The organism is Chimaeribacter arupi (assembly GCF_002858805.1).
Lineage (GTDB): Bacteria > Pseudomonadota > Gammaproteobacteria > Enterobacterales > Enterobacteriaceae > Chimaeribacter > Chimaeribacter arupi.
The window spans coordinates 21,061-43,484 of record NZ_PJZI01000029.1; the positions used below are offsets into that span (position 1 = coordinate 21,061).

Annotated in this window: 19 protein-coding genes; 7 read left to right on the forward strand and 12 right to left on the reverse strand. The window is 61.9% G+C overall.

Going from position 1 to position 22,424, the window contains the following annotated elements:
* Positions 1–128 precede the first annotated feature (128 nt).
* The 4 genes from CYR52_RS16155 to CYR52_RS16170 all read right to left on the reverse strand — a co-directional run bounded on the left by CYR52_RS16155 (position 129) and on the right by CYR52_RS16170 (position 4,359).
* A complete protein-coding gene (locus CYR52_RS16155) occupies positions 129–1,238 on the reverse strand; it encodes an endonuclease/exonuclease/phosphatase family protein (RefSeq protein WP_072933562.1) in 1,110 nt (369 codons plus the stop codon).
* 120 nt (positions 1,239–1,358) lie between these two features.
* The gene (add, locus tag CYR52_RS16160) at positions 1,359–2,360 is read right to left on the reverse strand and encodes an adenosine deaminase (protein WP_072933191.1); all 1,002 of its coding nucleotides are present in this window, start codon (positions 2,358–2,360) and stop codon (positions 1,359–1,361) included.
* A 154-nt stretch (positions 2,361–2,514) separates the two neighbouring features.
* Positions 2,515–3,612, reverse strand: coding sequence for a diguanylate cyclase (locus CYR52_RS16165; protein ID WP_101828942.1), 1,098 nt, complete (start codon positions 3,610–3,612; stop codon positions 2,515–2,517).
* 201 nt (positions 3,613–3,813) lie between these two features.
* The gene (locus CYR52_RS16170) at positions 3,814–4,359 is read right to left on the reverse strand and encodes a YfaZ family outer membrane protein (RefSeq protein WP_072933195.1); all 546 of its coding nucleotides are present in this window, start codon (positions 4,357–4,359) and stop codon (positions 3,814–3,816) included.
* A 342-nt stretch (positions 4,360–4,701) separates the two neighbouring features.
* Here CYR52_RS16170 and CYR52_RS16175 point away from each other — a divergent pair, with 342 nt between their 5' ends.
* Complete coding sequence (locus CYR52_RS16175; protein ID WP_079205337.1) at positions 4,702–5,433, forward strand: YoaK family protein; 732 nt, start codon at positions 4,702–4,704, stop codon at positions 5,431–5,433.
* 47 nt (positions 5,434–5,480) lie between these two features.
* Here CYR52_RS16175 and CYR52_RS16180 read toward each other — a convergent pair whose 3' ends face one another.
* A complete protein-coding gene (locus tag CYR52_RS16180) occupies positions 5,481–6,677 on the reverse strand; it encodes a MalY/PatB family protein (RefSeq protein ID WP_101828943.1) in 1,197 nt (398 codons plus the stop codon).
* A 53-nt stretch (positions 6,678–6,730) separates the two neighbouring features.
* Complete coding sequence (malX, locus tag CYR52_RS16185) at positions 6,731–8,341, reverse strand: maltose/glucose-specific PTS transporter subunit IIBC (protein WP_101828944.1); 1,611 nt, start codon at positions 8,339–8,341, stop codon at positions 6,731–6,733.
* A gap of 214 nt (positions 8,342–8,555) precedes the next feature.
* On the opposite strand from malX, the gene malI reads away from it, so the two are divergent.
* Positions 8,556–9,587, forward strand: a complete 1,032-nt coding sequence (gene malI / locus CYR52_RS16190) for a Mal regulon transcriptional regulator MalI (RefSeq protein WP_072933204.1) — start codon at positions 8,556–8,558, stop codon at positions 9,585–9,587.
* 66 nt (positions 9,588–9,653) lie between these two features.
* On the opposite strand, the gene CYR52_RS16195 is transcribed toward malI, so the two are convergent.
* Both CYR52_RS16195 and manA read right to left on the reverse strand, forming a co-directional pair.
* Positions 9,654–11,216, reverse strand: a complete 1,563-nt coding sequence (locus CYR52_RS16195; protein ID WP_101828945.1) for a YdgA family protein — start codon at positions 11,214–11,216, stop codon at positions 9,654–9,656.
* A gap of 142 nt (positions 11,217–11,358) precedes the next feature.
* Complete coding sequence (manA, locus tag CYR52_RS16200; protein WP_072933208.1) at positions 11,359–12,537, reverse strand: mannose-6-phosphate isomerase; 1,179 nt, start codon at positions 12,535–12,537, stop codon at positions 11,359–11,361.
* Positions 12,538–12,752: 215 nt separating this feature from the next.
* On the opposite strand from manA, the gene fumC reads away from it, so the two are divergent.
* On the forward strand, positions 12,753–14,150 hold the full coding sequence (gene fumC, locus CYR52_RS16205; RefSeq protein WP_072933210.1) for a class II fumarate hydratase: 1,398 nt from the start codon (positions 12,753–12,755) through the stop codon (positions 14,148–14,150).
* 51 nt (positions 14,151–14,201) lie between these two features.
* Here the strand turns inward: fumC and tus are convergent, their stop codons facing one another.
* Both tus and CYR52_RS16215 read right to left on the reverse strand, forming a co-directional pair.
* Positions 14,202–15,143, reverse strand: a complete 942-nt coding sequence (tus, locus tag CYR52_RS16210) for a DNA replication terminus site-binding protein (protein ID WP_072933213.1) — start codon at positions 15,141–15,143, stop codon at positions 14,202–14,204.
* 161 nt (positions 15,144–15,304) lie between these two features.
* Positions 15,305–16,636 carry an MFS transporter gene (locus CYR52_RS16215; protein ID WP_072933215.1) on the reverse strand — a complete coding sequence of 444 codons (1,332 nt, stop codon included), beginning with the start codon at positions 16,634–16,636 and terminating at the stop codon, positions 15,305–15,307.
* 130 nt (positions 16,637–16,766) lie between these two features.
* Between CYR52_RS16215 and CYR52_RS16220 the strand changes: the two genes are divergently transcribed.
* The 4 genes from CYR52_RS16220 to CYR52_RS16235 all read left to right on the forward strand — a co-directional run bounded on the left by CYR52_RS16220 (position 16,767) and on the right by CYR52_RS16235 (position 21,474).
* Positions 16,767–17,672 (forward strand): LysR substrate-binding domain-containing protein, encoded by a 906-nt coding sequence (locus CYR52_RS16220; RefSeq protein ID WP_072933284.1) that lies wholly within the window; start codon positions 16,767–16,769, stop codon positions 17,670–17,672.
* A gap of 136 nt (positions 17,673–17,808) precedes the next feature.
* Positions 17,809–19,026: a sugar metabolism global transcriptional regulator Mlc gene (gene mlc / locus CYR52_RS16225; RefSeq protein ID WP_072933217.1), complete on the forward strand. Its 1,218-nt coding sequence runs from the start codon at positions 17,809–17,811 to the stop codon at positions 19,024–19,026.
* A gap of 171 nt (positions 19,027–19,197) precedes the next feature.
* Positions 19,198–19,866: a dethiobiotin synthase gene (bioD, locus tag CYR52_RS16230; protein WP_072933219.1), complete on the forward strand. Its 669-nt coding sequence runs from the start codon at positions 19,198–19,200 to the stop codon at positions 19,864–19,866.
* Positions 19,867–19,983: 117 nt separating this feature from the next.
* Positions 19,984–21,474 (forward strand): MDR family MFS transporter, encoded by a 1,491-nt coding sequence (locus tag CYR52_RS16235; protein ID WP_101828946.1) that lies wholly within the window; start codon positions 19,984–19,986, stop codon positions 21,472–21,474.
* A 59-nt stretch (positions 21,475–21,533) separates the two neighbouring features.
* Here the strand turns inward: CYR52_RS16235 and CYR52_RS16240 are convergent, their stop codons facing one another.
* Together CYR52_RS16240 and CYR52_RS16245 are read right to left on the reverse strand one after the other, a co-directional pair.
* Entirely contained in the window at positions 21,534–21,842 is a 309-nt protein-coding gene (locus CYR52_RS16240; protein WP_072933223.1) for a DUF1161 domain-containing protein, read from the reverse strand.
* 90 nt (positions 21,843–21,932) lie between these two features.
* Positions 21,933–22,298: a DUF1283 family protein gene (locus CYR52_RS16245; RefSeq protein WP_072933225.1), complete on the reverse strand. Its 366-nt coding sequence runs from the start codon at positions 22,296–22,298 to the stop codon at positions 21,933–21,935.
* Positions 22,299–22,424 lie beyond the last annotated feature (126 nt).

Below are 22,424 nucleotides of genomic sequence, written 5' to 3' on the forward strand. Positions count from 1 at the left end.
GGCCTTTCCCGCCATTTTTGTGCCAGAAAGAGGCTGAACCAGACCCTCCTTTGTGGTTGGGCCGGGCTGGCGATGCCGGGCAACCGGAGCCGGGGGAGAGGCCAGCGCGGCTATCCTCCGGCCGGCGGCTAAATATCGAGGTCCACCCACAGGGCGGCATGGTCAGACCCGGCGTTGATCGGCTCTTTGATCTCCGGGTAGGCCTCCCATTTCACCGGGCGGACGCCGGGCCACATGCCTTTGCGCAGCACGCCGCCCGCTTTCACCTTATCCCACAGTGCCGGTGACAGCAGGATATAGTCGAGCTTGTTATCCGCGTTGCAGTTGCCCCAGGTGCCGGGATAGCCGCCCTGATCGAACGCCGGGTGGGTGAAGGCGTCACGCAGATCCGTCTCTTTCAGCAACGGGGCCAGCGGGTCACTCTCCGGCGTGTCGTTGAAATCCCCGACAATCGCGATCAGCGGGTGGCCTTCGCCGATCCGCTGCTGGTAAATCGCCTTGATCCGCTCTGCCTGCCGGCGTCGGCGGGCATCTGAACTGCCTTTGCTGCCGTAACCTTTACTTTTCAGGTGGTTGACCAGCACCCACAGCGTTTCGCCGGAGGCCAGCGGGATGCTGTATTCCGGGCAGTCACGCGAGAAGACCAGCGCCTCGCCGTCGCGGTCATCCACGTGGCTGCGCATCTCGCCGATCGGGTAGTCCGGGCCGGTCATCAGCCCGACATCAATGCCGCGCGTGTCGTTGCCGTCGATCACCATCACATGGCGGAACGGCTCACCGCCCATCGCCCTCACGATCTCCTGGTTAAACGCTGCCAGCGACGGGCGGCTCTCCGCCTCAATCACCGCCAGGATGTCGGTTTGCAGGTCAATCATCACTTTGGCGGTGACGCGCATCGCAATTTCATCCACCGGCTCCTCGATAAGCTCCAGCGAGCCGACCCAGTCCGCACGCCCCCCGGCCGTGATCTCCAGGCCCCCGGCCCGCGGGCGTTTCAGCAACGCGCCGTGGTTGCGCCGCAGAATCACAAACGGGCCGGTGTCTGAACGCTCCAGCCCCAGATCCTTCATCAGCGACACCATTTTTTTCTTCATCGCGTCGGTGTAGGTGATCTCGCCCAGCAGCTCATTCAGGGCGGCGAATTTCTCCAGCACCGGCTTGCCTTTGCTCCAGCCGGTCTGGTCCATGACCGCGGCGCGGTCGAACAGGTTTTCCACGTTATACGATGCAAGACGCATAGCCTTCTCCTGTGTTGCGCTGCTTTCAGCGTAGTCAGGGCAGGCGGTTTTACCAGCAGGGGGAGGCGGAATCAGAAAAGGGCGGGCAGGGGCGCAGGCGGGGAGCCTGCGCCGGGGGGCTTAGCGGGCGCTGACTTTATCGCGCAGTGCCTGTTTTTCGGCGTCGCTGATAAACGCCATCGTCAGGCCGTTCTCCTGCGCCTGGCGGATCTCCGCGGCCGTCAGCCCGGCTTGCGGGGCCGCGACCTGGTACTCGTGCGGCAGTTCAATGCCCTGGACGGCCGGGTCATCGGTGTTGATCGAGGCCAGCACGCCGTGGCGCAGGAAGGTGGCCAGCGGGTGTGCGGCCAGCGAGGAGACGGTGCTGGTCTGGATGTTGGAGGTCAGGCAGGATTCGATGCCGATCTGATGCGCCGCGAGGAAATCCATCAGCGCCGGGTCTTCCACCGCTTTCACGCCGTGGCCGATGCGCTCTGCGCCCAGTTCACGGATCGCCTGCCAGATGCTGTCCGGCCCGGCGGCTTCCCCGGCGTGCACGGTGATGCGCAGCCCGGCGTCACGTGCGCGGGTGAAGTGGCTGAGGAACAGGCTGCCGGGGAAACCGAGCTCATCCCCGGCCAGATCCAGCGCGGTGATGCCGTCGCGGTTGGCCAGCAGGCCGTCCAGTTCACGCAGGCAGGCCTCTTCGCCAAAGGTGCGGCTCATGATGCCGATCAGCCGCACGTCAGTGCCGGCATCACGGCTGCCGGCACGCACGCCGTCAATCACCGCCTCGACCACACCCTCGACCGGCAGGTTGTGGGTCATCGCCATGTAACCCGGTGAGAAACGCAGCTCGGCGTAGTGGATGCCGGCCCTGGCGGCGTCTTCCACGTTTTCATAGGCGATGCGGCGGCACGCGTCCAGCGAGCCGAGCACCGCCACGCCCAGATCCAGCTTTTGCAGGAAACTCACCAGATCCGGTTCATTTTTCATGACCTGCACATGCGGGCGCAGCGCCTCCAGCTCATTGGCCGGCAGGGGGTGGTTGAACTGGCGGCCCAGTTCCAGGATGGTTTGTGCACGGATGTTGCCGTCAAGGTGGCGGTGGATATCAGTCAGGGGCAGGCGGGGATCAATCATGATGTGCACTCTTAGGTCAGTAAACCGTGATAGGTAAAAGTGCATATCAGTATAAAAACAAATGGATGAAAATTTCCATCAGGTTGCAGTAGAAAGTGACGATAATCACATTATTGCGTGCTGCATCGCATTTCTCTGCAACCTGTTCCGGCGGTTATTTCACCAATGACGCCGTTTCTGTGATGTTAACCGGTATACCTTCCGCCAGAAAAACACCGTTACGGCCACTGCGTTTGACGTGGTAGAGCGCGTGGTCTGCGTTGCGCAACCATTCATGGATCGACGCGGCGTCACCGGCCGGGGCAATGCCGATGCTCACCGAACAGTGGAACGTGGCGGACGCGGGCAAGCGGATACGGGCGATTTTCTCTCGCAACCTCTCTGCCAGCATCAGGATGCGCGTATCATCGGCGTTGCGCACAATCACCCCCAGCTCATCGCCGCCGAAACGGGCAGGGATATCCTCCAGCCCGACCTCTTTGCGCAGCAGCGCGGAGATCTCCGCCAGCAGGAAATCCCCGGTTTCATGGCCGAAGGTATCGTTGACCTGCTTGAAGTGGTCAACATCCAGGATCATCAGGTAGGCGGCGCTCTCACCGCGCCGGGTGCGCAACAGCTCACTCTCCAGCCGCCGTTCAAACAACCGGCGGTTAGGGATTTGCAAACCGGGGTCCATCAGGGCGATCCGCTCCAGCTCGCGGTTTTTGCTGCGCAGGCTCAGGGTCAGATGGTATGACACCGCGCTGAGCGCCAGGATATAGCAGGTGGCCAGCGGCAGGGTCAGCCACACGGTCAGCGTGCTGAACGTGAGGTGCAGCGGCATCCCAGCGGCCGTCCAGACCAGCAGGAACGCCGCGAAAAAGGCCGCCAGCGCCGGTTTCAGCTGCGGCCAGCCGCCCGCCGAGTAGCGGTCAGCCGCCAGGATCGCCATGATAATCAGCGAAGGGACGGGGCTTAAGCCCATCAGCGCCACCCACACCCCGCCGAAAGCGGCGTCCAGGGTCAAATGGCGGCGCTCCCGGCCTATCGGGTCCGGGGCTGCGCGCGCCAGCCGGTAAGCCACCACGGGCCAGACAAAAGCATTCACCCCCAACAGGATACAGAAATCCTGATGGCTTTTTATCGCCAGCAGCACCGACAGGATCGGGATAAAGCATAAGAAGGTACCCAACTGACGCATGATAAACATCCGGCGCACAAACCGGAGAGCACGTAACGTCAGGTGACTGTCGTCAGGGGAGTAATAGTTCATGGGGGGACAACGTAGCAGGAAGGTAACAGGCAGTTTACCGGTTTTTTAACAGAAACCAGATCATATTTTGCGAATTTTCTTATAGGAACAACGCGATGCCTGTGGCGCTTTTCCGGCTTTTATCAGGCAGGAAAGCATGTTATGCGGGAAAGCAGGAAACCGGGCCGCCGTGGCCGCCCGGTGATGGCCGGAAAAAACCGGTCAGAAACGCAGGGAGGCGCCAACGTAAGGGCCGTCAACCAGGACGTTGTCCTTGCGGCCGCCCTTGTTGTCCAGCTCAACGTACTGGTAACCCACACGCAGGTTCAGCAGGGAGATCGGCGTGAAGCTCAGGCCGCCGGAGGCTTCCTGATAGTTGTCCAGATGGTCGGAGAACGCTTCCGGCGCGTAGTAGTACTCGCCATACAGGCCCCACATGTTGTTGAAGCTGTATTGTGCACCGGCACCCACGGCCACGCCGAAGCCGTCTTTACCGTCTTCCGGGTGGGTGAACAGGGCTTTGGCCGTCGGGGCCACACGCAGCGGGCCGGCATCAATGTTGTAGCCCAGCGCCACGCCGGTGGTGCTGCCGTCGTGATCGCTGCGCAGCCAGTTACCTTTCAGGAACAGGCCGGGGGAGGTAGTGCCCAGGCCCACATTCAGGTTGGTGTTGTGTTCACCCACATCCACGCTGCCTTCGATGGCCTGCGCAGCACCGCTCATCAGCACCAGGCTGACCACACTCCCGGTAACAAGTTGCTTAAACATACTTCCACTCCCTTAAGGACAATAAATAACGGCGGAAAGGGTAAACAGCCGGGGCAGGACAGACAACGTTATTCAGTAACATTTACGTAATAATATGTTTCATTAAAGGAAATGTTGCCGTTAATCCGCCTGATGATCGCGCGTACGCACCGGGCCGGGCGGGCATCTTTACATTTCTCGATAAAAAACTGCGACAACTTGATAAATGAAAGTAAATGTAACAAATTGATCTAGATCAATTTTTGCTCGCCGCCTCACAGACCCGCTGCCAGGTTATATGCTGTAGGGAGCATCGCCGTTTGCAGGATGCCTTGTCCAAAACATGAGATAACGGGTGGTAATGTGCTGATAAAAAAGAAGCGGGTGAGATCGCATACGGAAGATCGTTATCTGGCGCTGGTGCTGGCCACCACGGCAGGCATATTGAACGCGATGGCGTTGGGGGCGTTTGGTTTTTTTCCCTCCCACATGACCGGCAACGCCTCACAGATTTCCAGTGAAGTGTCGAGTTCTGACCTTAACGATTTGGTGTTTCTGGCGGTGCTGATTACCGCCTTTGTGATTGGGTCGGCCAGCGCCCGTTTTGTGGTGGACGCCGGTTTGCGCAATAAAATACGCACCATTTACTGCTTTGTGATTCTGGCGGAAGGGGTGGCGCTGACCCTGACGTCGGTGTTTGAGGCGATGCGCTACTCGCCGCACAATAACCGCGAGATCCTGGTGTTGCTGGGCTTCCTGATGGGCATCCACAACTCCACCTCCACGCAGATCTCCAATGGCCGGGTACGCTCAACCCACATCACCGGCACCCTGACGGACGCCGGTATCGCGCTCGGCTCCTTTGTCTCCTCATTGATAACCCGCGCCGCGCCGGACGACCGCCGCCCGCACAAGAAACAGCTGAACACGCACCTGACCACCGTGTTCTCCTTCCTCTCAGGCTGTATCGCCGGCCTGTTGCTGTTCAAGGAGTTCGGCTTTAATGCGATGACCATGCTGGGGATTTTCCTGGTGGGGGTGGCATTGTTGTCGCTGGTGGATACCCTGCGCACCGCGCGCAAGAGCCTCTATTGATCCTTGGGGGATACCCTTAACAAAAAGCCGCCCGCAGGCGGCTTTTTTTATCGTCCGGCCGTGTCAGGCGGGGGGAGCAAAGTGGTGATGGCGTTAATCAGGGCCGTGATGCCGGCGTCCAGCTTGCTGTGCGGGCAGCCCACATTCAGCCGCAGGAAACCGGCACCCTCTGCGCCATAGGTGGTGCCCGCCATGATCGCGACGCGCTCCTGCTCAATCAGTACCTGCTGGAGCTGCTGGTCATCCAGCGCCAGCGGCCGCAGATCGAGCCAGGCGAGGTAGGTGGCCTGCGGCGGCTGCCAGTTAAGCTGTGGGAACGCGCTGTTGAGCCGCGCTGCCAGGTGCCGCAGGTTCCCCGCCAGATAGCGGCGCAGGTCATCCAGCCACGGCGCACCCTCCCGGTAAGCGGCAATGTGTGCCACCAGCGCCAGCACCGCAGGGGAGGAGAGGCCGTCACGCCCTTTCAGGTGCGCCAGGTAAGCCTCACGCGTGACGTTGTCACTGATAAAGCCATAGGCACCGGTCAGCGCCGGGATATTGAAGGATTTCGAGGCGGAGGTCAGCAGTGCCCACGGCGTGCGCGCCACCTGTGGCCAGGGCAGGTGGCGGTTGTCGCCCCAGACCATATCCATATGGATTTCATCGCTGATCACCCGCACGCCGTGGCGTTCACACAGCCGTGCCATCTGCTGCAATTCGTCCGCCTGCCAGACTTTGCCGGTCGGGTTATGCGGGCTGCACAGCAGCAGGATTTTGCATTCCGGCCGCGCCAGCAGCGCCTCCAGGTGGGCCATATCGGCTCGCCAGGTGACGTTGTCACGAGTGAGCGGGCAGGCCAGTACCTGCCGTTGGTTGCCTTCAATCGCCTTGTAAAAGGCATCATAGGCAGGGGTGTGGATCACCACGCCCTCACCGGGCGCTGACCAGAGCCGGATAAGTTCGGCCACCATATAGATAACTGACGGGCCGTACACCGCCATCCGGGTATCGACAGGGGTGTCAAAGCGCGACTGATACCAGTGGCGCAGTGCGCCGAGGAAATCCTCATGCTGCCAGCGGCTGTAGCCCAGTACGCCGTGTGCTAGCCGCTGTTGCAGGGCGGCCAGCACACAGGGTGCGGTGGGGAAATCCATGTCTGAGATGGTAAACGGCAGCAGGTCTGCCCGGCCGAAGCGGTCGGCAACAAAGTCCCACTGCGTGCACCAGGTGCCGTGCCGGTCAACCGGGGTAGAAAAATCAACCATATCCCTTTCCTTTGTTCTTGGCGTCAGCGGGGCGGTCAGGCCGCCCCATGACGTTACGCTGTCACTAATGGGGCCTGCCGCTCAACGGCGATCAGCGCGTCCAGCTCATCTTTGACCGATTGCACCTGCGGGCCAATCACCACCTGCACGTTATGCTCATTCAGATGCACCACACCAATCGCCCGCAACGCTTTCAGCGCTGCGTCATCCACCGCCGCCATCTCGTTGACCGACAGGCGTAACCGGGTGATGCAGTTATCCAGCGAGATAATGTTGCCCGCGCCGCCCAGGGCCGCCAGGATCGCCGGGGTGTTGTAGCCCGATTTGCTGCCGCTGGTGGCTGGGGCAACACTGACGCTTTCGCTGCTGTCCGGCTCGCGGCCGGGGGTGTTGAGGTTGAAGCGCAGAATGGCAAAACGGAACAGCCCGTAGTAGACGGCGAACCACACCGCAGCCACCACCGGCACCCAATACCATTTGGTGGCGGTGCCGTGCAGGATGCCGAACACCACGAAGTCGATCAGGTTGCCGTCAGTGTTGCCGATGGTGACGCCCAGCAGCGCCATCATGGTAAAGCCCAGCCCGGTCAGCAGCGCGTGGATCAGGTAGAGCACCGGGGCCACAAACAGGAACAGGAACTCAATCGGCTCTGTGGTGCCGCCAATCACGCAGGCAACCACACCGGAGATCAGCAACCCTTTCACCTTATGCCGGTTACCGGGGCGGGCGCAGTGGTACATCGCCAGTGCGGCACCCGGCAGGCCGCCAAGGAACGCCGGCATCTTACCCTGTGACAGGAAGCGGGTGGCGCTGTTGGCAAAGCCGTGCGTCTCCGGGCAGGAGAGCTGCGCCTGGAAGATGGTCAGCGCGCCGCTCACCGGCTGGCCGCAGACCTCCAGTGTACCGCCCGCCTCGGTGAAGCGGATCAGCGCCACCAGAATGTGGTGCAGACCAAACGGCAGCAACAGCCGCTCGCCGCTGCCGAAAATCATCGGCCCGAACATCCCGGCCCCGCTGATCATCCGCCCCAGCGCGCTGATCCCGGCGGCAAACCACGGCCAGACCAGCGGCACCAGCAGCCCGGCGATGCCCAGCACCACGGTGGTAATGATCGGCACAAAACGCGTGCCGCCGAAAAACGCCAGGGCATCCGGCAGGCGGATGGTGTGGAAGCGCGAATGCAGCAGGTACACCAGCACCCCGACAATCACCGCGCCGAGGATCCCGGTGTCGATGGAGGGGATCCCCAGGATCATCTGGATGTTGTTGGCTTTCAGCACTTGCGGGTCGCTGGTCGGCAGCACACCGTTGGCGGTGAGGTAGAAGTTGGTGGCGAGGTTCAGTACCGCAAAGCCGACAAAACCAGAGAATGCCGCCACGCCTTTATTGTCCCGCGCCATGCCGAGCGGAATGGCGATGGCAAACATCACCGGCAGGAAGCTGAAGGCAAAGGAACCGACTTTGCTCATCCAGGTAAACAGCAACTGGAACAGCGGGTGGCCGAGCGCCGGTAACAGGGTGATGACATCACGGCTGCTGAGTGAACTGCCGATGCCGAGCAGGATGCCGCAAAAAGAGAGCAGGGCAACCGGCAGCATAAAGGTTTTGCCGAGGCTCTGGAAAAACTCCCAGAGGGTGATTTTGGGCCGGGTGGGCACAGACATAGATGCTCCTTGCAAACGTCAGGTAAACGGGAAGTAAACTGGGTAAAATGCCGGGTTAAATCGGGTAAAATAAGATAAAACGTTTTACCATCGTGGTCTGCGGGGCGGATCACAGTTGCTCAGTGCTGTGTATCGGCACGGCAAAACGTGGGCTGCCGGGGTACAATGCCGCTTTCGTTTTAATTTTTCGTGAGTTGCTGACAGGTAAGGGCCTATGACGCCAAAAAAGATCACCATCAACGATGTGGCTGACCACGCCGGGGTGTCTGTCACCACCGTGTCGCTGGTGGTCAGCGGCAAGGGGCGCATCTCCCCACAGACCGCCGCCAGGGTGCAGCAGGCGATCCAGGCGTTGGGCTATGTGCCGAACCGGCAGGCGGTGACGCTGCGCGGCGGCCGCTCCGGCGTGATTGGGCTGATTGTGCGTGACGTCTGCGACCCGTTTTATGCCGAGGTCACGGCCGGGTTGAGTGAGGTGCTGGAGGCGCAGGCGCGGGTACTGTTCCTGACCCAGAGCGGCCGCGAGGGGCTGGGCAGTTTGCGGGCGGCAGAGAGCCTGCTGAAACAGGGCGTGGACGGCATCGTGCTGGCCGGAAACCTGTTGCACGGGCCGGATGTGCGCCAACGCGCCGCGGCGGCCGGGGTGCCGCTGGTGTGTGCGGCGCGCGCCAATGCGCTGGAGGGGATGGATCTGGTGCGGCCGGATAACCAGCTGGCGGCGCGGCTGGCGACCGGGCACCTGGTCGCCGAAGGGCATAAGCAGATCGCCTACATCGGCGGGGCCGGGCACTCCCTGACGCGCGCTGAGCGGCTGGGCGGTTTCTGCGCCACCCTGTTGCAGTACGGGTTGCCGTTCCGCCCGGAGTGGATGGTGGAGAGTGGGGTACACCGGCACGGCATGGCGGCGAAAGTGGAGGCGCTGTTACGCCGTTACCCGCAGATCACCGCACTGGTCTGCCATGACGCGGCAGTGACCCTCGGCGCCTATTTCGGCGTGCTGAATGCCGGGCGCAACGTCGGCGGGCAGGCGCTGGAGGGGCTGTATTCGCCGCAGGTGGCGCTGGCCGGTTTTGGCGAGGACGCAGATGACGCGCTGGCGGAACTGCCGCTGACGCGCGTCTCTGCCGCCGGGCGCGAGGTGGGGCGCAGCGCGGCGGAAAGGCTGCTCCAGCGGATTGACAACCCGGACGCCACGCCGCAACAGTGGGTGGTCGCCCCTGTGCTTATCGCCCGCGCACCGGGATAACCGGGGCATAAAACGCGCGCATAAAAAAACCGGCCCAGGGGCCGGTTGGTCAGCAGGCTGTGTGGCTTATTGTGCCGGAGCCGGAGCCGGAGCCGGGACAGGTGCCAGCGGTGACGGCGGCACGGCCGGGGCGGCCTGCGGGGCCGGGGCCACGTCAGCCGGGCCGCCAAAGATGCCGAACAGGCCGGCAAACTGTTGCAGCGTCATCTTCTGGCCGTTCAGGTCAACGATGTTATCGGCAAAGTGGAAGCGGGTGGTGATGGTGTCATCTTTCACGGTGGTCAGTTTGAACATCTGGCCCATCGCCGCCAGGCCCTGCACCTGCTGTTTCGCCAGCTTCCCCGCTTCCTCTTCACTGTATCCCTGCATTTTACCGATCTGGGTCGCCATCTGGGTCGCCATCGGCATCGGGATGGTCAGGGTGGCATCCAGGTTACGTACCAGTTGGGCAATCAGCTGATCCTGCGTTTGGGCGGCGGGCTGGCCCGCGGCCGGGTCGCTGAAGTTCAGGTTCAGCGTGAAGGTGCTTTCACCGGCGCTGTTTTTCCAGCTCAGCGGGCTGACGCTGATGCTCGGGCTGCCTTTCAGCAGCAACGGCAGGTTCTGGCTGAACAGCGCGGCCGCCTGGGCCTGGTACACCTCAGGGTCAAGCTGTTCGCCCTGCTGCATCAGCTGCATCGCCTGCTGGTTATAGTTGTCGGAGAACTGCTTGAGCGCGGCGCTGTCGAGCTTGTCCAGTTTCACCGTCAGCTTGCCGGAACCGAGATCCGCCCCCTGGACTTTCAGCGCACCGAGGCTGTAGTCCAGTTGGCCGTTAATCGCGTTGTTCTGCTCGCCGAAGTTGCTGTTGAGGCGGACATCCTCCAGCGTGGCGGCATCTTTGCCTTCCACATTGAAGATAACCTGTCTGGCGGTCAGGTGCTGTTCGCCCAGGCCAATCTGGGCCGTGCCTTTGTGGGTATTGCCGGCGGCGTTCACGCCGGAGAGGGTAATTTTCTCCAGCTGGCCGAACTGGTTGCGCGAGGTCAGGGCAATGCTGTCGCTGCTGGCGTCAGCTTTGATGCGGTCACCGTCGCGGGAGACCTCGGCATTCACCGTCGCACCGGAGAATTGCAGGCGGGTGGCGTTGTTCTGGTAGTCGATCGGCACCAGGGTAATGGCGGATTCGGTATCACCACTGTAGGCGATGCGCGTCTCGGCGGTGGCCGGGGAGACGCCCTTGGTCATCTCAAACAGCCCCTTGACGGCGGCGGTGTTGGCCAGCTCGCTGTGCACGGAGGCCATCGCCGGGATCAGGTTGAATTTCTTCAGCTGCGCCAGCGGGAACGGGCCGTGGTCGATGGATTCATTAAACGCCACTTCCTCGCCCGGTTTCAGGGCTTTCTCCCCTTGTGCTGCCGGGTCCGGCTGGAGCACAAAGCGCGCGCGGCTGCTGAACAGGTGGCGCTGGTAATCCTGGTACACCAGCCGTACGCCCGCCTGTGGGAACTGCGAGGCGATCTGGCTGTTCGCCTGCGCCACGATGTCGCCGATGCGCTGTTCGAACTGTTTGCCGGTGTACCAGGCCGCGCCGGTCCAGGCAGCGCCCAGCACCACAATCACACTCACGGCAACTAACGATTTTTTCATAATCCGCTCATCCTTTTTTGGGCACGGAAAAGGTCCGTGCAAAATGTCCACGCGCTGCCGGCAAAAAAAAACGCCCGCAGGCGTTTTTCGTTAACTGGCCGGCCCCAGTTTAGCAAGAAATGGGGCGCGGCGTCGGGGGGAATCAACCCAGCTGGTTGAACACCCGCGCAATACGGCCGATGCCGCTCACGTTCACCGGGGATTCAAATGCGCCGATAAAGCAGGATTCGCCCGGCTTCAGCACGACCTGCTCGCCGTTTTTCTCCAGCACGGTTTCGCCTTCCACGCAGAACACGATCGCCGCGCTCTGTTGGGCCAGCGTTTGCGGTTCGGCAGAGAGGTCATGCAGCGAGAAGGCGAAATCCTCGACCGGGATCGGGAAATTCAGCTCGCTGCCGCGCTGCGCCGGCTGAGTCAGCAGGGTGGCGGCGGGTTTCGGCTCAAACTTCAGGTTCGCCATCAGTTCCGGGATGTCGATATATTTCGGCGTCAGCCCGGCGCGCAGCACGTTGTCGGAGTTGGCCATCACTTCCAGCGCCACGCCGTTCAGGTAGGCGTGCGGGGTTTCGGCATACAGGAACATCCCTTCGCCCGGCTGGAGGGTGATGACATTCAGCAGCAGCGGCGAGAACAGGCCGCTGTCATCCGGGTAGAAAGTGGCGATGCTGCGGATGGCATCCCAGGTTTCACCCTGCTGGCTGTTCAGGGCGGCTTTCAGCACGCCCAGCGCCAGGGATTTGGTTTCGCCTTCCATGCTCAGCAGCCCGGCAAACAGCGTCGCCAGGTGATCGGCGTCCGGGTGTTGCAGGAACGCGGCGATGTCCGGGTGCGCACCGGCCACCGGTTGCAGCAGGGAGATGATGTCGCTCAGCTCACGGAAACCGTTCAGCGCCTGGAACGGCGTCAGGGCAAACACCAGCTCCGGCTTGTGGTTGGCGTCTTTGTAGTTGCGCTCGGCGGCATCCAGCGGGATCCCGGCCTCGTTCTCTTTGGCAAACCCGACTTCCGCCGCGGCTTTGCTCGGGTGTACCTGAATCGACAGCGGCTGGTCAGCGCACAGCACCTTGAACAGGAACGGCAGTTCGCCGAAGCGATCGGCTACCGCACGGCCGAGCCAGGTGGCCGGGTCATCCCCGATCACGTCGCGCAGCGCACGGCGGTTGCCCTGCGCATCCGTGACCTGGGAGCTGCTTTTAGGGTGCGCGCCCATCCAGAGTTCGGCCATCGGCTTGCCCTGCGGGTTGGCAATACCATACAGGCGGGTCAGCGCATCCGGGCTGCCCCAGGCATAGTTCTGAACCGCGTTGTGCATCTTTTGCATGTGGCTATCCTGCTCATGAAGAAAATAGGGGGATTTTGAAAATTCTGTTTAGTAAACAGTGAGTACAGGTGATTATCAATAAGGAAAATCTAATAAATCAAACTGCGTCGCATAATGCGCTGCTTTTCTGTGTCACTATACTAGGCTGTGCCGTGGGACTGATGGGAACGTCCGCGGCACATTCATTTATGTGCTATGTATCTAAGGAGAAAGTAATGGCAGCCACTCGCATTGAAAAAGACTCAATGGGGCCGATTGAAGTTCCTGCAGAACAGTTGTGGGGCGCGCAAACCCAGCGTTCATTAGAGCATTTCCGCATTTCCTCGGAAAAAATGCCCACTGCGCTGATCCACGCCCTGGCGCAGACCAAACGCGCCGCCGCCAGCGTCAATATGGATTTGGGCCTGTTGCCGGCTGAGCGCGGCAACGCGATCCTGCAAGCCGCAGACGAAGTGCTGGCTGACAAGCACAGCAATGAGTTCCCGCTGTCAGTCTGGCAGACCGGCTCCGGCACCCAGACCAACATGAACATGAATGAAGTGCTGGCCAACCGCGCCAGCGAGCTGCTGGGCGGTGAGCGCGGTGACGGCCGCCGGGTGCACCCGAACGATGACGTCAACAAGAGCCAGAGTTCCAACGACGTCTTCCCGACGGCGATGCACGTCGCGGCGGTGATCGCCGTGCGTGAAACCCTGCTGCCGGAGCTGAAAACCCTGCAACAGACGCTCTCTGACAAAGCCGACGCGTTCAAAGACATCGTCAAAATCGGCCGTACCCACCTGCAGGACGCCACGCCGCTGACCCTGGGCCAGGAGATTTCCGGCTGGGTGGCGATGCTGGCCCACAACCTGAAGCATATTGAAGCCTCCATCCCGCACCTGTGCGAGCTGGCACTGGGCGGCACCGCGGTCGGCACGGGCCTGAACACCCACCCGGAATACGCCGAACGTGTGGCGAAAGCGCTGGCTGACCTCACCGGCCAGCCGTTTGTCACCGCGCCGAACAAGTTCGAGGCGCTGGCAACCTGTGACGCACTGGTGCACGGCCACGGCGCGCTGAAAGGGCTGGCAGCCTCGCTGATGAAGATCGCCAACGATGTGCGCTGGCTCTCCTCCGGCCCGCGTTGCGGCATCGGCGAAATCTCCATCCCGGAAAATGAGCCGGGCAGCTCCATCATGCCGGGCAAAGTCAACCCGACCCAGTGCGAAGCGATGACCATGCTGTGCGCGCAGGTCATGGGCAACGACGTGGCCGTCAACATCGGCGGTGCATCCGGTAACTTCGAGCTGAACGTGTTCCGCCCGATGGTGATCCATAACTTCCTGCAATCGATCCGCCTGCTGGCAGACGGGATGCGCGGCTTCAATGAGCACTGCGCGGTGGGCATTGAGCCAAACCGTGACCGCATCACCCAGCTGCTCAATGAGTCGCTGATGCTGGTCACCGCCCTGAACACCCACATCGGCTATGACAAAGCGGCCGAGATCGCCAAAAAGGCGCACAAAGAGGGGCTGACGCTGAAAGCCTCCGCGCTGAAACTGGGCTACCTGACGGAAGAACAGTTTGACGAGTGGGTGCGCCCGGAAGAGATGGTCGGCAGCATGAAGCTGTAAGCCGTCCCCCGGAAAGCAAAAAGCCGGCGATTGCCGGCTTTTTTACGCCTGTCAGTTGACCAGGTGGTCGGTGTAAAGGTGCAAACGCGGGATCAACAGGTGCAGCGGCTGCGCCGCCGGGCGGTATTTGTGCTTGATGTTGGCGGCGTCGTAGTCGGGCAGGGCGCCAAGTTTGGGGGCCTTGACGTGCGAACCGACGCGGCCGCACAGCACAATCAACGGCATCGGGCAGGGGTGCTGCACCTGCTTCTGCTGCGCCGGGTACCAGGCGCGGGCAATCGGCTGCACTTTCACCGGGCGGCGGATCTTCAGCGCCGCATTTTCCGGCAGCCGCATCACGTCATTGATTTCACGCGTGATGTGCTCGGCCCACTGCTCACGGGTATAAGGTGCCACGGCACGCCCGGCTTTGAGGCTGCGGTTAAGCTGTTCGACAATCTCTTCCCGCGTCACATTTTTAATGATGTGCTTGTTCGCCCAGCCAAAGCGCACGGAACCCGGCTCCAGCAGGCAGGTGATGGTGCGGTAGGCGTTCAGGGTAATCAGCCCGCGCAGGTGGGTGTGCACAAAGTCAAAACGCTGCTCACGCTCCAGGCCGGATTCCACCGTCACGATGTGTTCCAGCTCCGCCTTCAGTTTGTTCACTTCCTCAATCAGCAACTGCACCGCCTGTTGCTCGTCCGGCGTCACCACGTAGCAGAGCACCCCCGGCAGCCTGACCGCCGCCTTGCTGCTGATATTTTCAGCATTGTCATGGATGAACAACCGGCGGAAATGCTGCAACGCCCGCTGGTGCGCCTCAATGCCCATCAGCGGGGTGACGGCAATCTGGTCTGCCGGGTCATTCTCTTTGCCTTTCTCGATTTCCGGCAGCACAAACACCCGTGCATCCTGTAACGGTAATTTGCCCAGCAGGTGGGTAAGGTCATCCAGTGCCAGTTCCAGCTCATGAAAACACTCATTCATGCGGCCAATCAGCTCATAGTTACTCATTCACCCCTCCAATTAGTTACAACACACTTTATACTGCATATAAAACAGGCTGGCTACCTTAACTTCACGGTTTTATGCGCTTAACAGGGAAAACAGGGCATCACAGAGGGGGAAAGAAGGAAAAAAGGGCAAAGCCGGGTGCACGCGGCACCCGGTCAGGGTCAGGCAAGGGCGCGTTTTTCCGGCAGGGATTTCAGGCGCAGTGCTACGGCCAGGCCGACAAGCAGCATCACGCTGATGTAGCCCACCACCCCCAGCCAGCCAAAGCTGTGCCAGAAGAAGCCGCCGCCGGTGCCGGCCACGCTCGACCCGGCGTAATAGCAGAAGAGGTAAAGGGAGGAGGCCTGGCCTTTGGCGCGGCGGGCGCGGCGGCCGATCCAGGCGCTGGCGACCGAGTGCGCGGCGAAAAAGCCGCCGGTGACCAGCATCATCCCGAGCAGGATCACCGGCACCGGCGACAGCCCGGTCAGCAGTATCCCGGCCAGCATCATGCCGATGGCCCCCATCAGTACCGGGCCGGGCCCATAGCGGGTGGAGAGCAGCCCGGCTTTCGGCGAGCTGTAGGTGCCCATCAGGTACACCACGGACAGCACGCCGACAATCGCCTGGCTGAGATGGTAAGGCTGGGCCAGCAGCCGGTAACCGATATAGTTAAACAGCGTCACGAAACTGCCCATGATCACAAAGCCTTCCACAAACAGCAGCGGCAGCCCGGCATCACGGAAATGCAGGCGGAAGTTGATCAACAGGTTGCGCGGGCGCAGGGAAGCGGGGCGGAAATGTTTCGACGGCGGCAGAATGCGCCAGAACATCAGCGCCGCTGCCAGGGCAAATACGCCCACCACGCCGACCGCCACCCGCCAGGAGAAGAAATCGGACAACACCCCCGACACCAGGCGGCCGCTCATGCCGCCGATGGAGTTACCGCTGATGTACAGCCCCATCGAGAACGCCACAACGCTTGGGTGGATCTCCTCACTGAGGTAGGTCATCGCGACCGCCGCCACACCGCTCAGCGCCAGCCCGACCAGCGCCCGCATCAGCAGGATGCCGTTCCAGCTGGTCATTACCGAACAGAGCAGCGTACAGACCGCCGCCAGCAGCAGCGCCACCCCCATCACCTGCTTGCGTCCTACCGCATCGGAGAGCGGCCCGGTAAACAGCAATCCAATCGCCAGCATCCCGGTGGATGCCGAAAGCGAGAGGCTGCTGCTGGCGGGCGAGATGCCGAAATCCTGCGACAGGATCGGCAAAATCGGCTGCACGCAGTAGAGCAGGGCGAAGGTCGCCAGCCCGGCGGAAAACAGCGCCAGCGTCACGCGGATAAACTGTGGCGTGCCGCGTTTGATAAACGGGGTGGCGGCGCGCGGCGCAGCGGGAATAATCAGGGTACGGCGGGCGTCAGTCGGCAGTGGGTGTTGGTGGGCAGCGTCACTGTCATTGGCTGCGTCGCTCGTAGAAGGGGCGTTCACGGAGCGTTGGGGGCTGTTCACGGTCAATCCTTATGTGGGTGAAACAAAAATGGGAATGAAATCATCAGAAATTTGGTGTGATGAAAGCATAGGCAGGTCACATTTTTCTGTCTAATATATTAATAATCACAATTGATACTTTTAAAATATGATGAACATTGAACTGCGCCATTTGCGGTATTTCATCGCGGTGGCAGAGGAGCTGCACTTTGGCCGGGCGGCGGAACGGCTCAACATTTCCCAGCCGCCGCTGAGCCTGCAAATCCAGACGCTGGAACAGCAGATTAACGCCCGCCTGCTGACCCGCACCAACCGCAGCGTCAGCCTGACGCAGGCGGGCGAACAGTTTTTGCGCCATGCCTACCAGATCCTGGCGCAGGTCAATGACGCGGCCGAGCAGGCGGCGCGCATCCACCGCGGTGAAGTCGGCGAACTGACCATCGGCTTTACCTCCTCGTCGCCGTTTATCGGCAGCATTTCACGCAGCCTGCGCCGTTTCCGCCAGCTCCACCCGCACGTGCATATCCAGATGGAAGAGCTGAACACCAAGCAGCAGATCGGCCCGCTGCTGGAGGGCAAGCTGGATCTGGGGGTGATGCGCAACACCGTGCTGCCCGAGGCGCTGCACTACCAGCTGATGCTGCGCGAGCCGCTGGTGGCGGTGCTGCCGGAGGATCACCCGCTGGCGGCCGGTAATCCGTCGCATTTGCCGGTACAGGCGCTGGCCGACCAGCCGTTCGTGTTCTTCTCCCGGCTGGTGGGCACCGCGCTGTATGACGAGATCCTTGACCTGCTGGCTGCGGCGGGCATCCGCCCCTATATCACCCAGGAAGTGGGGGAGGCGATGACCATTATCGGGCTGGTTTCCTCGGGGTTGGGTGTCTCGATTCTGCCCGCCTCGTTTATGCGGCTGCGCATCAGCGGCGTGCGTTACGTGCCGCTGGAGGACCCGCACTTCGCCACGCAGGTGTGGCTGGTCAGCCACCGCCACCGCCCCCTGGCCGCCCCGGCGCAGGCCCTGCTTGATTTGCTGCTGGAAGATCGCGGGCTGGCGTGATCTGCCCTTACGCATTTCAGGGTGAATTTGTGCGTTAAATCACATAACGAATCAAATAGTTGTGCCTGTGCTCCCAATGGATTGGGATGTCGAATATGATTTATTTTGAGGCGCGAAAAATAGCAGGAGCAGGTACGTGATTGTCGATGGGCAGCCTGGGCATATAGACCAAATCAAACAAACCAATGCAGGGGCTGTGTATCGACTGATCGACCAATGCGGGCCGGTTTCGCGCATTGAGCTTTCCAAACTGGCGCAGCTTGCGCCGGCCAGCATCACCAAAATCGTCCGTGAATTGCTGGAAGCCCACCTGGTGCAGGAAACCGAATTCCAGGATGTCGGCAGCCGCGGCCGCCCGGCGGTAGGGCTGGTGCTGGACACCGACGCCTGGCACTACCTCTCCGGCCGCATCGGCCCCGGCAACCTGACCCTGGCCCTGCGCGATCTCAGCAGCCGGCTGGTGGTGGAGGAGCAACTCCCGCTGCCCGCCGACGCTGACGAGCCGCTGCTCGATCGTCTGCTGGCGGCCATCGACCAGTTTTTCATCCGCCACCAGCAGCAGCTTGAGCGCCTGACGGCCATCGCCATCACCCTGCCGGGCATGATTGATGCCCAGGCCGGGATCGTCCACCGTATGCCTTACTACCCGGTTGATGAGATGCCGCTCGGCCCGGCGCTGGCGCAACGCACCGGGGTGCCGGTGTTCCTCCAGCATGATATCGGTGCCTGGACGATGGCCGAAGCGCTGTACGGCGCGTCATTCGGTTCGCAGAATGTGATTCAGGTGGTCATCGACCACCATGTCGGTGCCGGGATCATCACCGGCGGCCGGGTGCTGCACAGCGGCAGCCGCAGCGTCGCCGAGATCGGCCATGTGCAGGTCGACCCTTACGGCAAGCGCTGTTACTGCGGCAACCACGGCTGCCTGGAAACGGTGGCCGGGATCGACAGTTTGCTGGCGCTGGCGCAGCAGCGGCTGAAAGGCTCCATGAGCTCGCAACTGCACGGCGTGCCGCTGACGGTGGACGCGCTGTGCGATGCGGCGCTGGCCGGCGACCCGCTGGCGCGGGACCTGATCCTGGATGTCGGCAACAATGTCGGCCGCATCGTGGCGATTATGGTCAACCTGTTCAACCCCGATAAAATCCTGGTCGGCTCCCCGCTGAACCGCGCGGCCTCCATCCTCCACCCGGCGATGATGGCCTGCATCCGCCGGCAATCGTTGCCCAGCTACAGTGAGGCGCTGCAACTGGAAGCGACCCGTTTCCACAACCACGGCACCATGCCGGGCGCAGCGCTGATCAAGGATGCGCTCTATAACGGCTCGCTGCTGGTCAAGCTGTTGCAGGGGTAATCCGGGGTCAGATCATATTCGCCGTAGTTATGGATGTTCACCAAACAAAACCTTGCGCTATCTCAAGATAGCGCCTGCCCCTCATCCCCTAGACTGACCCGATAACGTGAGCACCGCAGTATTGCCTGCGGTAATTTTTTGATTCAACACGATTTTCGGAGCAGACCCACCATGTTGACACAGGTATTTGTCACCGGCACCGATACGGATGTCGGTAAAACCATCGTTTCACGCGCCCTGTTACAGGCGCTGGCTGCGCAGGGGGCCGAGGCGGTGGGGTATAAACCGATTGCCACGGCGTGCACGGAGACGGCAGAAGGCTGGCGCAGCAAAGATGTGCTGACGTTGCAGGCCTCATCGGCGGTAAGCCTGCCGTATGAGGCCCTGAATGTGCTGTCGCTGGCGGAGGATGAGCCTTACGCCGCCCCGGCTGACAGCACGCTGTTTAGCCGTATGTCGGACGGGCTGGCCACGCTGAAGGCGCGCGCCGGGTGCGTGGTGGTCGAGGGCTGCGGCGGCTGGCGGACGCTGCTGGATGAGCAGCACAGCTATGCCGACTGGGTGATCGCGCAGCAACTGCCGGTGATCCTGGTGGTCGGCATCAAGCAGGGCGGGATGAACCATGCGCTGCTGACGGCGCAGGCGGTGCTCAACGACGGGCTGCCGCTGCTGGGCTGGGTGGCAAACCGCATCAACCCTTGCCTGGCGCACTACGCCCAGACCATTGATCTGCTCAGCCGCAAGCTGCCTGCGCCGCTGCTGGGTGAAATTCCGTACCTGCCGCGGGCGGAAACGCGCGATCTGGGGCAGTTCCTCGACCTCCGCCCGCTGGCACTCTGACCCCCGCTTTTTGCTGCTTTTCGGCACCCCTCGCAAAAATCCCCTGTGGCCCGCCCGGTATGGCGGCGGGCTGATATACTCACAGGGAGAATAAAATCAGCGAATTGCGAAGGTTGAATGAAACAGCACGAAAATTCCCCGCACCCGATCCCGCATCGCGGCCGGATACTGGCCGCCTGTATGCTGGCGATGTTTATGGCGGCGATTGAAGTCACCATTGTCGCGACCGCCATGCCGACCATCATCGGCGAGCTGGGCGGTTTTTCCCTGCTTGGCTGGGTGTTTGCCGTCTACCTGCTGACGCAGGCCATCAGCGTGCCGATTTACGGGCGGCTGGCGGACCTCTACGGCTGCCGGCGGATGTTCTTTATCGGCACCCTGATTTTCCTGCTCGGGTCGGTGCTGTGCGGCATGGCACCGTCGATGCTGTGGCTGATCCTGTTCCGCGCCTTGCAGGGGCTGGGCGGCGGGGCCATTATGCCGATCGCGTCCACCATCATCGCCCATATCTACTCGCCGGTAGAGCGCTCCAAAGTGCAGGGTTACCTGTCGAGCGTCTGGGGCGTCTCAGCGGTGATCGGCCCCCTGCTGGGGGCGTTTATCGTCGGGCATTTCAGCTGGGCGCTGGTGTTCTGGATCAACGTGCCGATCGGTATCGTGGCGATGGTGATGCTGGCGCGCTACCTGCCGGAGGCGGAAAAGGGGCAGCGGCACCCGCTTGACCTGGCAGGGACGGCCTGGCTGACCCTCTCTGTCTCGGCGTTGCTGCTGGCGCTGTTACAAGCCGACGCGCTCGGCATGGCGATGGTGCCGCTGCTGGCGGTGGCGCTGGTGGGCGGGGTGATGCTGGTGCGGCAGGAGCGGCGTACGCCGGAGCCGCTGTTTCCGCTGGCGCTGTGGCAGAGCCGCGTGATTGTGGCGGGCAACGTCGGCGGGCTGGTGATGGGCGCGGTGCTGATGGGCATCAGCGCCTTTTTGCCGACCTTTGTGCAGGGCGTGATGGGCGGCACGCCGCTGGAGGCGGGCACCACGCTGGCGCTGGTGTCGGTGGGCTGGCCGCTGGCCAGCACCCTGAGCGGCCGCCTGATGCTGGTAACCTCATACCGCTTTACCGCACTGTGCGGCGCGCTGCTGCTGATTGCAGGCAGCCTGATCCTGCTGCTGGTGCAGCCGGGGCAAACGCTCTGGTGGGCGCGGCTGGCCGCCTTTACCATCGGCGCGGGGATGGGGCTGAGCAACACCACCTACCTGGTGTCGGTGCAGAATGCCGCAGAAGCCTCGATGCGCGGCATCGCCACCGCCTCGACGATGTTTTCGCGGCTGATTGGGTCGGCGTTCGGCACGGCCATTCTGGGCGGCACGCTGAACCTCAACCTGCAACAGCGTTTGCCGGGTGTCGATGACCCGGTGCAACAGCTGATGGATGGCCCGCAACGCCAGGCGCTCAGCAGCGATCGCCTCCAGTGGATCACCGATCAGGTCGCTGTCTCGCTGCATTGGGTGTTCGTGGCGGCGGCCGTGATGGCGGTGCTGACGCTGATTGCCGTCTGGCTGATGCCGCCGAGCCAGCGCCCGGCCGAGCCGGAAGCGCAGGGCAGCCGCCCCTGAGGCAAAAAAATCAGGGCACCCGAAGGTGCCCTGACAGAACGGACGGCGCAGCCACGGGATCAGTGTGCCGGGGCGGCGTCCTGGCTGGTGCCGGTCTGTGGGCTGGCGGTCGCTTCCACATCGCTGCTGCCGTCACCGGTTTTGCTGTACACAATCTTCTGTGTGTCGTTTTCACAATGGCCGACAACCTGGCCGCCGGACTGGTCAGCCTGATCGTTCGGGACAATATCCAGGGTAAAGCCGGATTCGGGCACGCCGTTGTTAATGATTTTCTGGCTGATATCCGCTTTCACGCTTTCACAGGAGGCCTGCGCCGCCAGCGGGGCGACCGCCAGTACCGCGGCTGCAAACAGTAAAGATTTCTTCATCATTCAGTCCTTAATTAAATAAAGTCATCAGGCAGTAAAGATAGCAGCCAAATTTCCTCTCCGTAGGAAATTTAACTTAAGTCAATGTTTTTAAGGATTAATCTGACGGCCAGTGCGGCGATCTAGACAACGCTCGGTGTTGGCTTCCCAATAGGCATTCAGATTCATGCTTTTTTCACAGTCCTCTTTCATGTCAATCGCGGTGTCAAACTTATCAAACTCTTTCTCGGCGCGGCTGTTGACCTTTTTGCGCAGCATCCGGGTATCATCCCACTGCTCTTTGTTCTGGCGCGCCTCTTCATTGGAGAGGGCGTTATCACCGTTGCCGTTGAAGATACAGGTGCCGCTGGCGCAATTGGTTGCGGCTGAGGCCGGAACCTGCCAGGCCGCACAGAGCGCGACCAGGGCAACGGGCGCAATCCTGCGCAGCAGCCGGGGCATAAACATTGTATTCATCATCTCATCCTTATAGGTTATCCGCCGCAGGCCACCGCCTGCGCTGGCGCCGCAGCCCGGTTTACCGGTTGCGGTGATCCTTAATTATAACACCTCAGGGCGCGGCCACCAGCCGGGCGCGCGCCC

Coding starts and splice junctions, on each gene's coding strand:
- CYR52_RS16155 (WP_072933562.1), bottom strand. CDS start 1,238: ATGCGTCTTGCATCGTATAACGTGGAAAACCTGTTCGACCGCGCCGCG.
- malI (WP_072933204.1), top strand. CDS start 8,556: ATGACGCCAAAAAAGATCACCATCAACGATGTGGCTGACCACGCCGGG.
- manA (WP_072933208.1), bottom strand. CDS start 12,537: ATGCAAAAGATGCACAACGCGGTTCAGAACTATGCCTGGGGCAGCCCG.
- CYR52_RS16195 (WP_101828945.1), bottom strand. CDS start 11,216: ATGAAAAAATCGTTAGTTGCCGTGAGTGTGATTGTGGTGCTGGGCGCT.
- CYR52_RS16245 (WP_072933225.1), bottom strand. CDS start 22,298: ATGAATACAATGTTTATGCCCCGGCTGCTGCGCAGGATTGCGCCCGTT.
- CYR52_RS16220 (WP_072933284.1), top strand. CDS start 16,767: ATGAACATTGAACTGCGCCATTTGCGGTATTTCATCGCGGTGGCAGAG.
- bioD (WP_072933219.1), top strand. CDS start 19,198: ATGTTGACACAGGTATTTGTCACCGGCACCGATACGGATGTCGGTAAA.
- CYR52_RS16235 (WP_101828946.1), top strand. CDS start 19,984: ATGAAACAGCACGAAAATTCCCCGCACCCGATCCCGCATCGCGGCCGG.
- fumC (WP_072933210.1), top strand. CDS start 12,753: ATGGCAGCCACTCGCATTGAAAAAGACTCAATGGGGCCGATTGAAGTT.
- CYR52_RS16240 (WP_072933223.1), bottom strand. CDS start 21,842: ATGAAGAAATCTTTACTGTTTGCAGCCGCGGTACTGGCGGTCGCCCCG.
- CYR52_RS16180 (WP_101828943.1), bottom strand. CDS start 6,677: ATGGTTGATTTTTCTACCCCGGTTGACCGGCACGGCACCTGGTGCACG.
- CYR52_RS16170 (WP_072933195.1), bottom strand. CDS start 4,359: ATGTTTAAGCAACTTGTTACCGGGAGTGTGGTCAGCCTGGTGCTGATG.
- malX (WP_101828944.1), bottom strand. CDS start 8,341: ATGTCTGTGCCCACCCGGCCCAAAATCACCCTCTGGGAGTTTTTCCAG.
- CYR52_RS16165 (WP_101828942.1), bottom strand. CDS start 3,612: ATGAACTATTACTCCCCTGACGACAGTCACCTGACGTTACGTGCTCTC.
- tus (WP_072933213.1), bottom strand. CDS start 15,143: ATGAGTAACTATGAGCTGATTGGCCGCATGAATGAGTGTTTTCATGAG.
- add (WP_072933191.1), bottom strand. CDS start 2,360: ATGATTGATCCCCGCCTGCCCCTGACTGATATCCACCGCCACCTTGAC.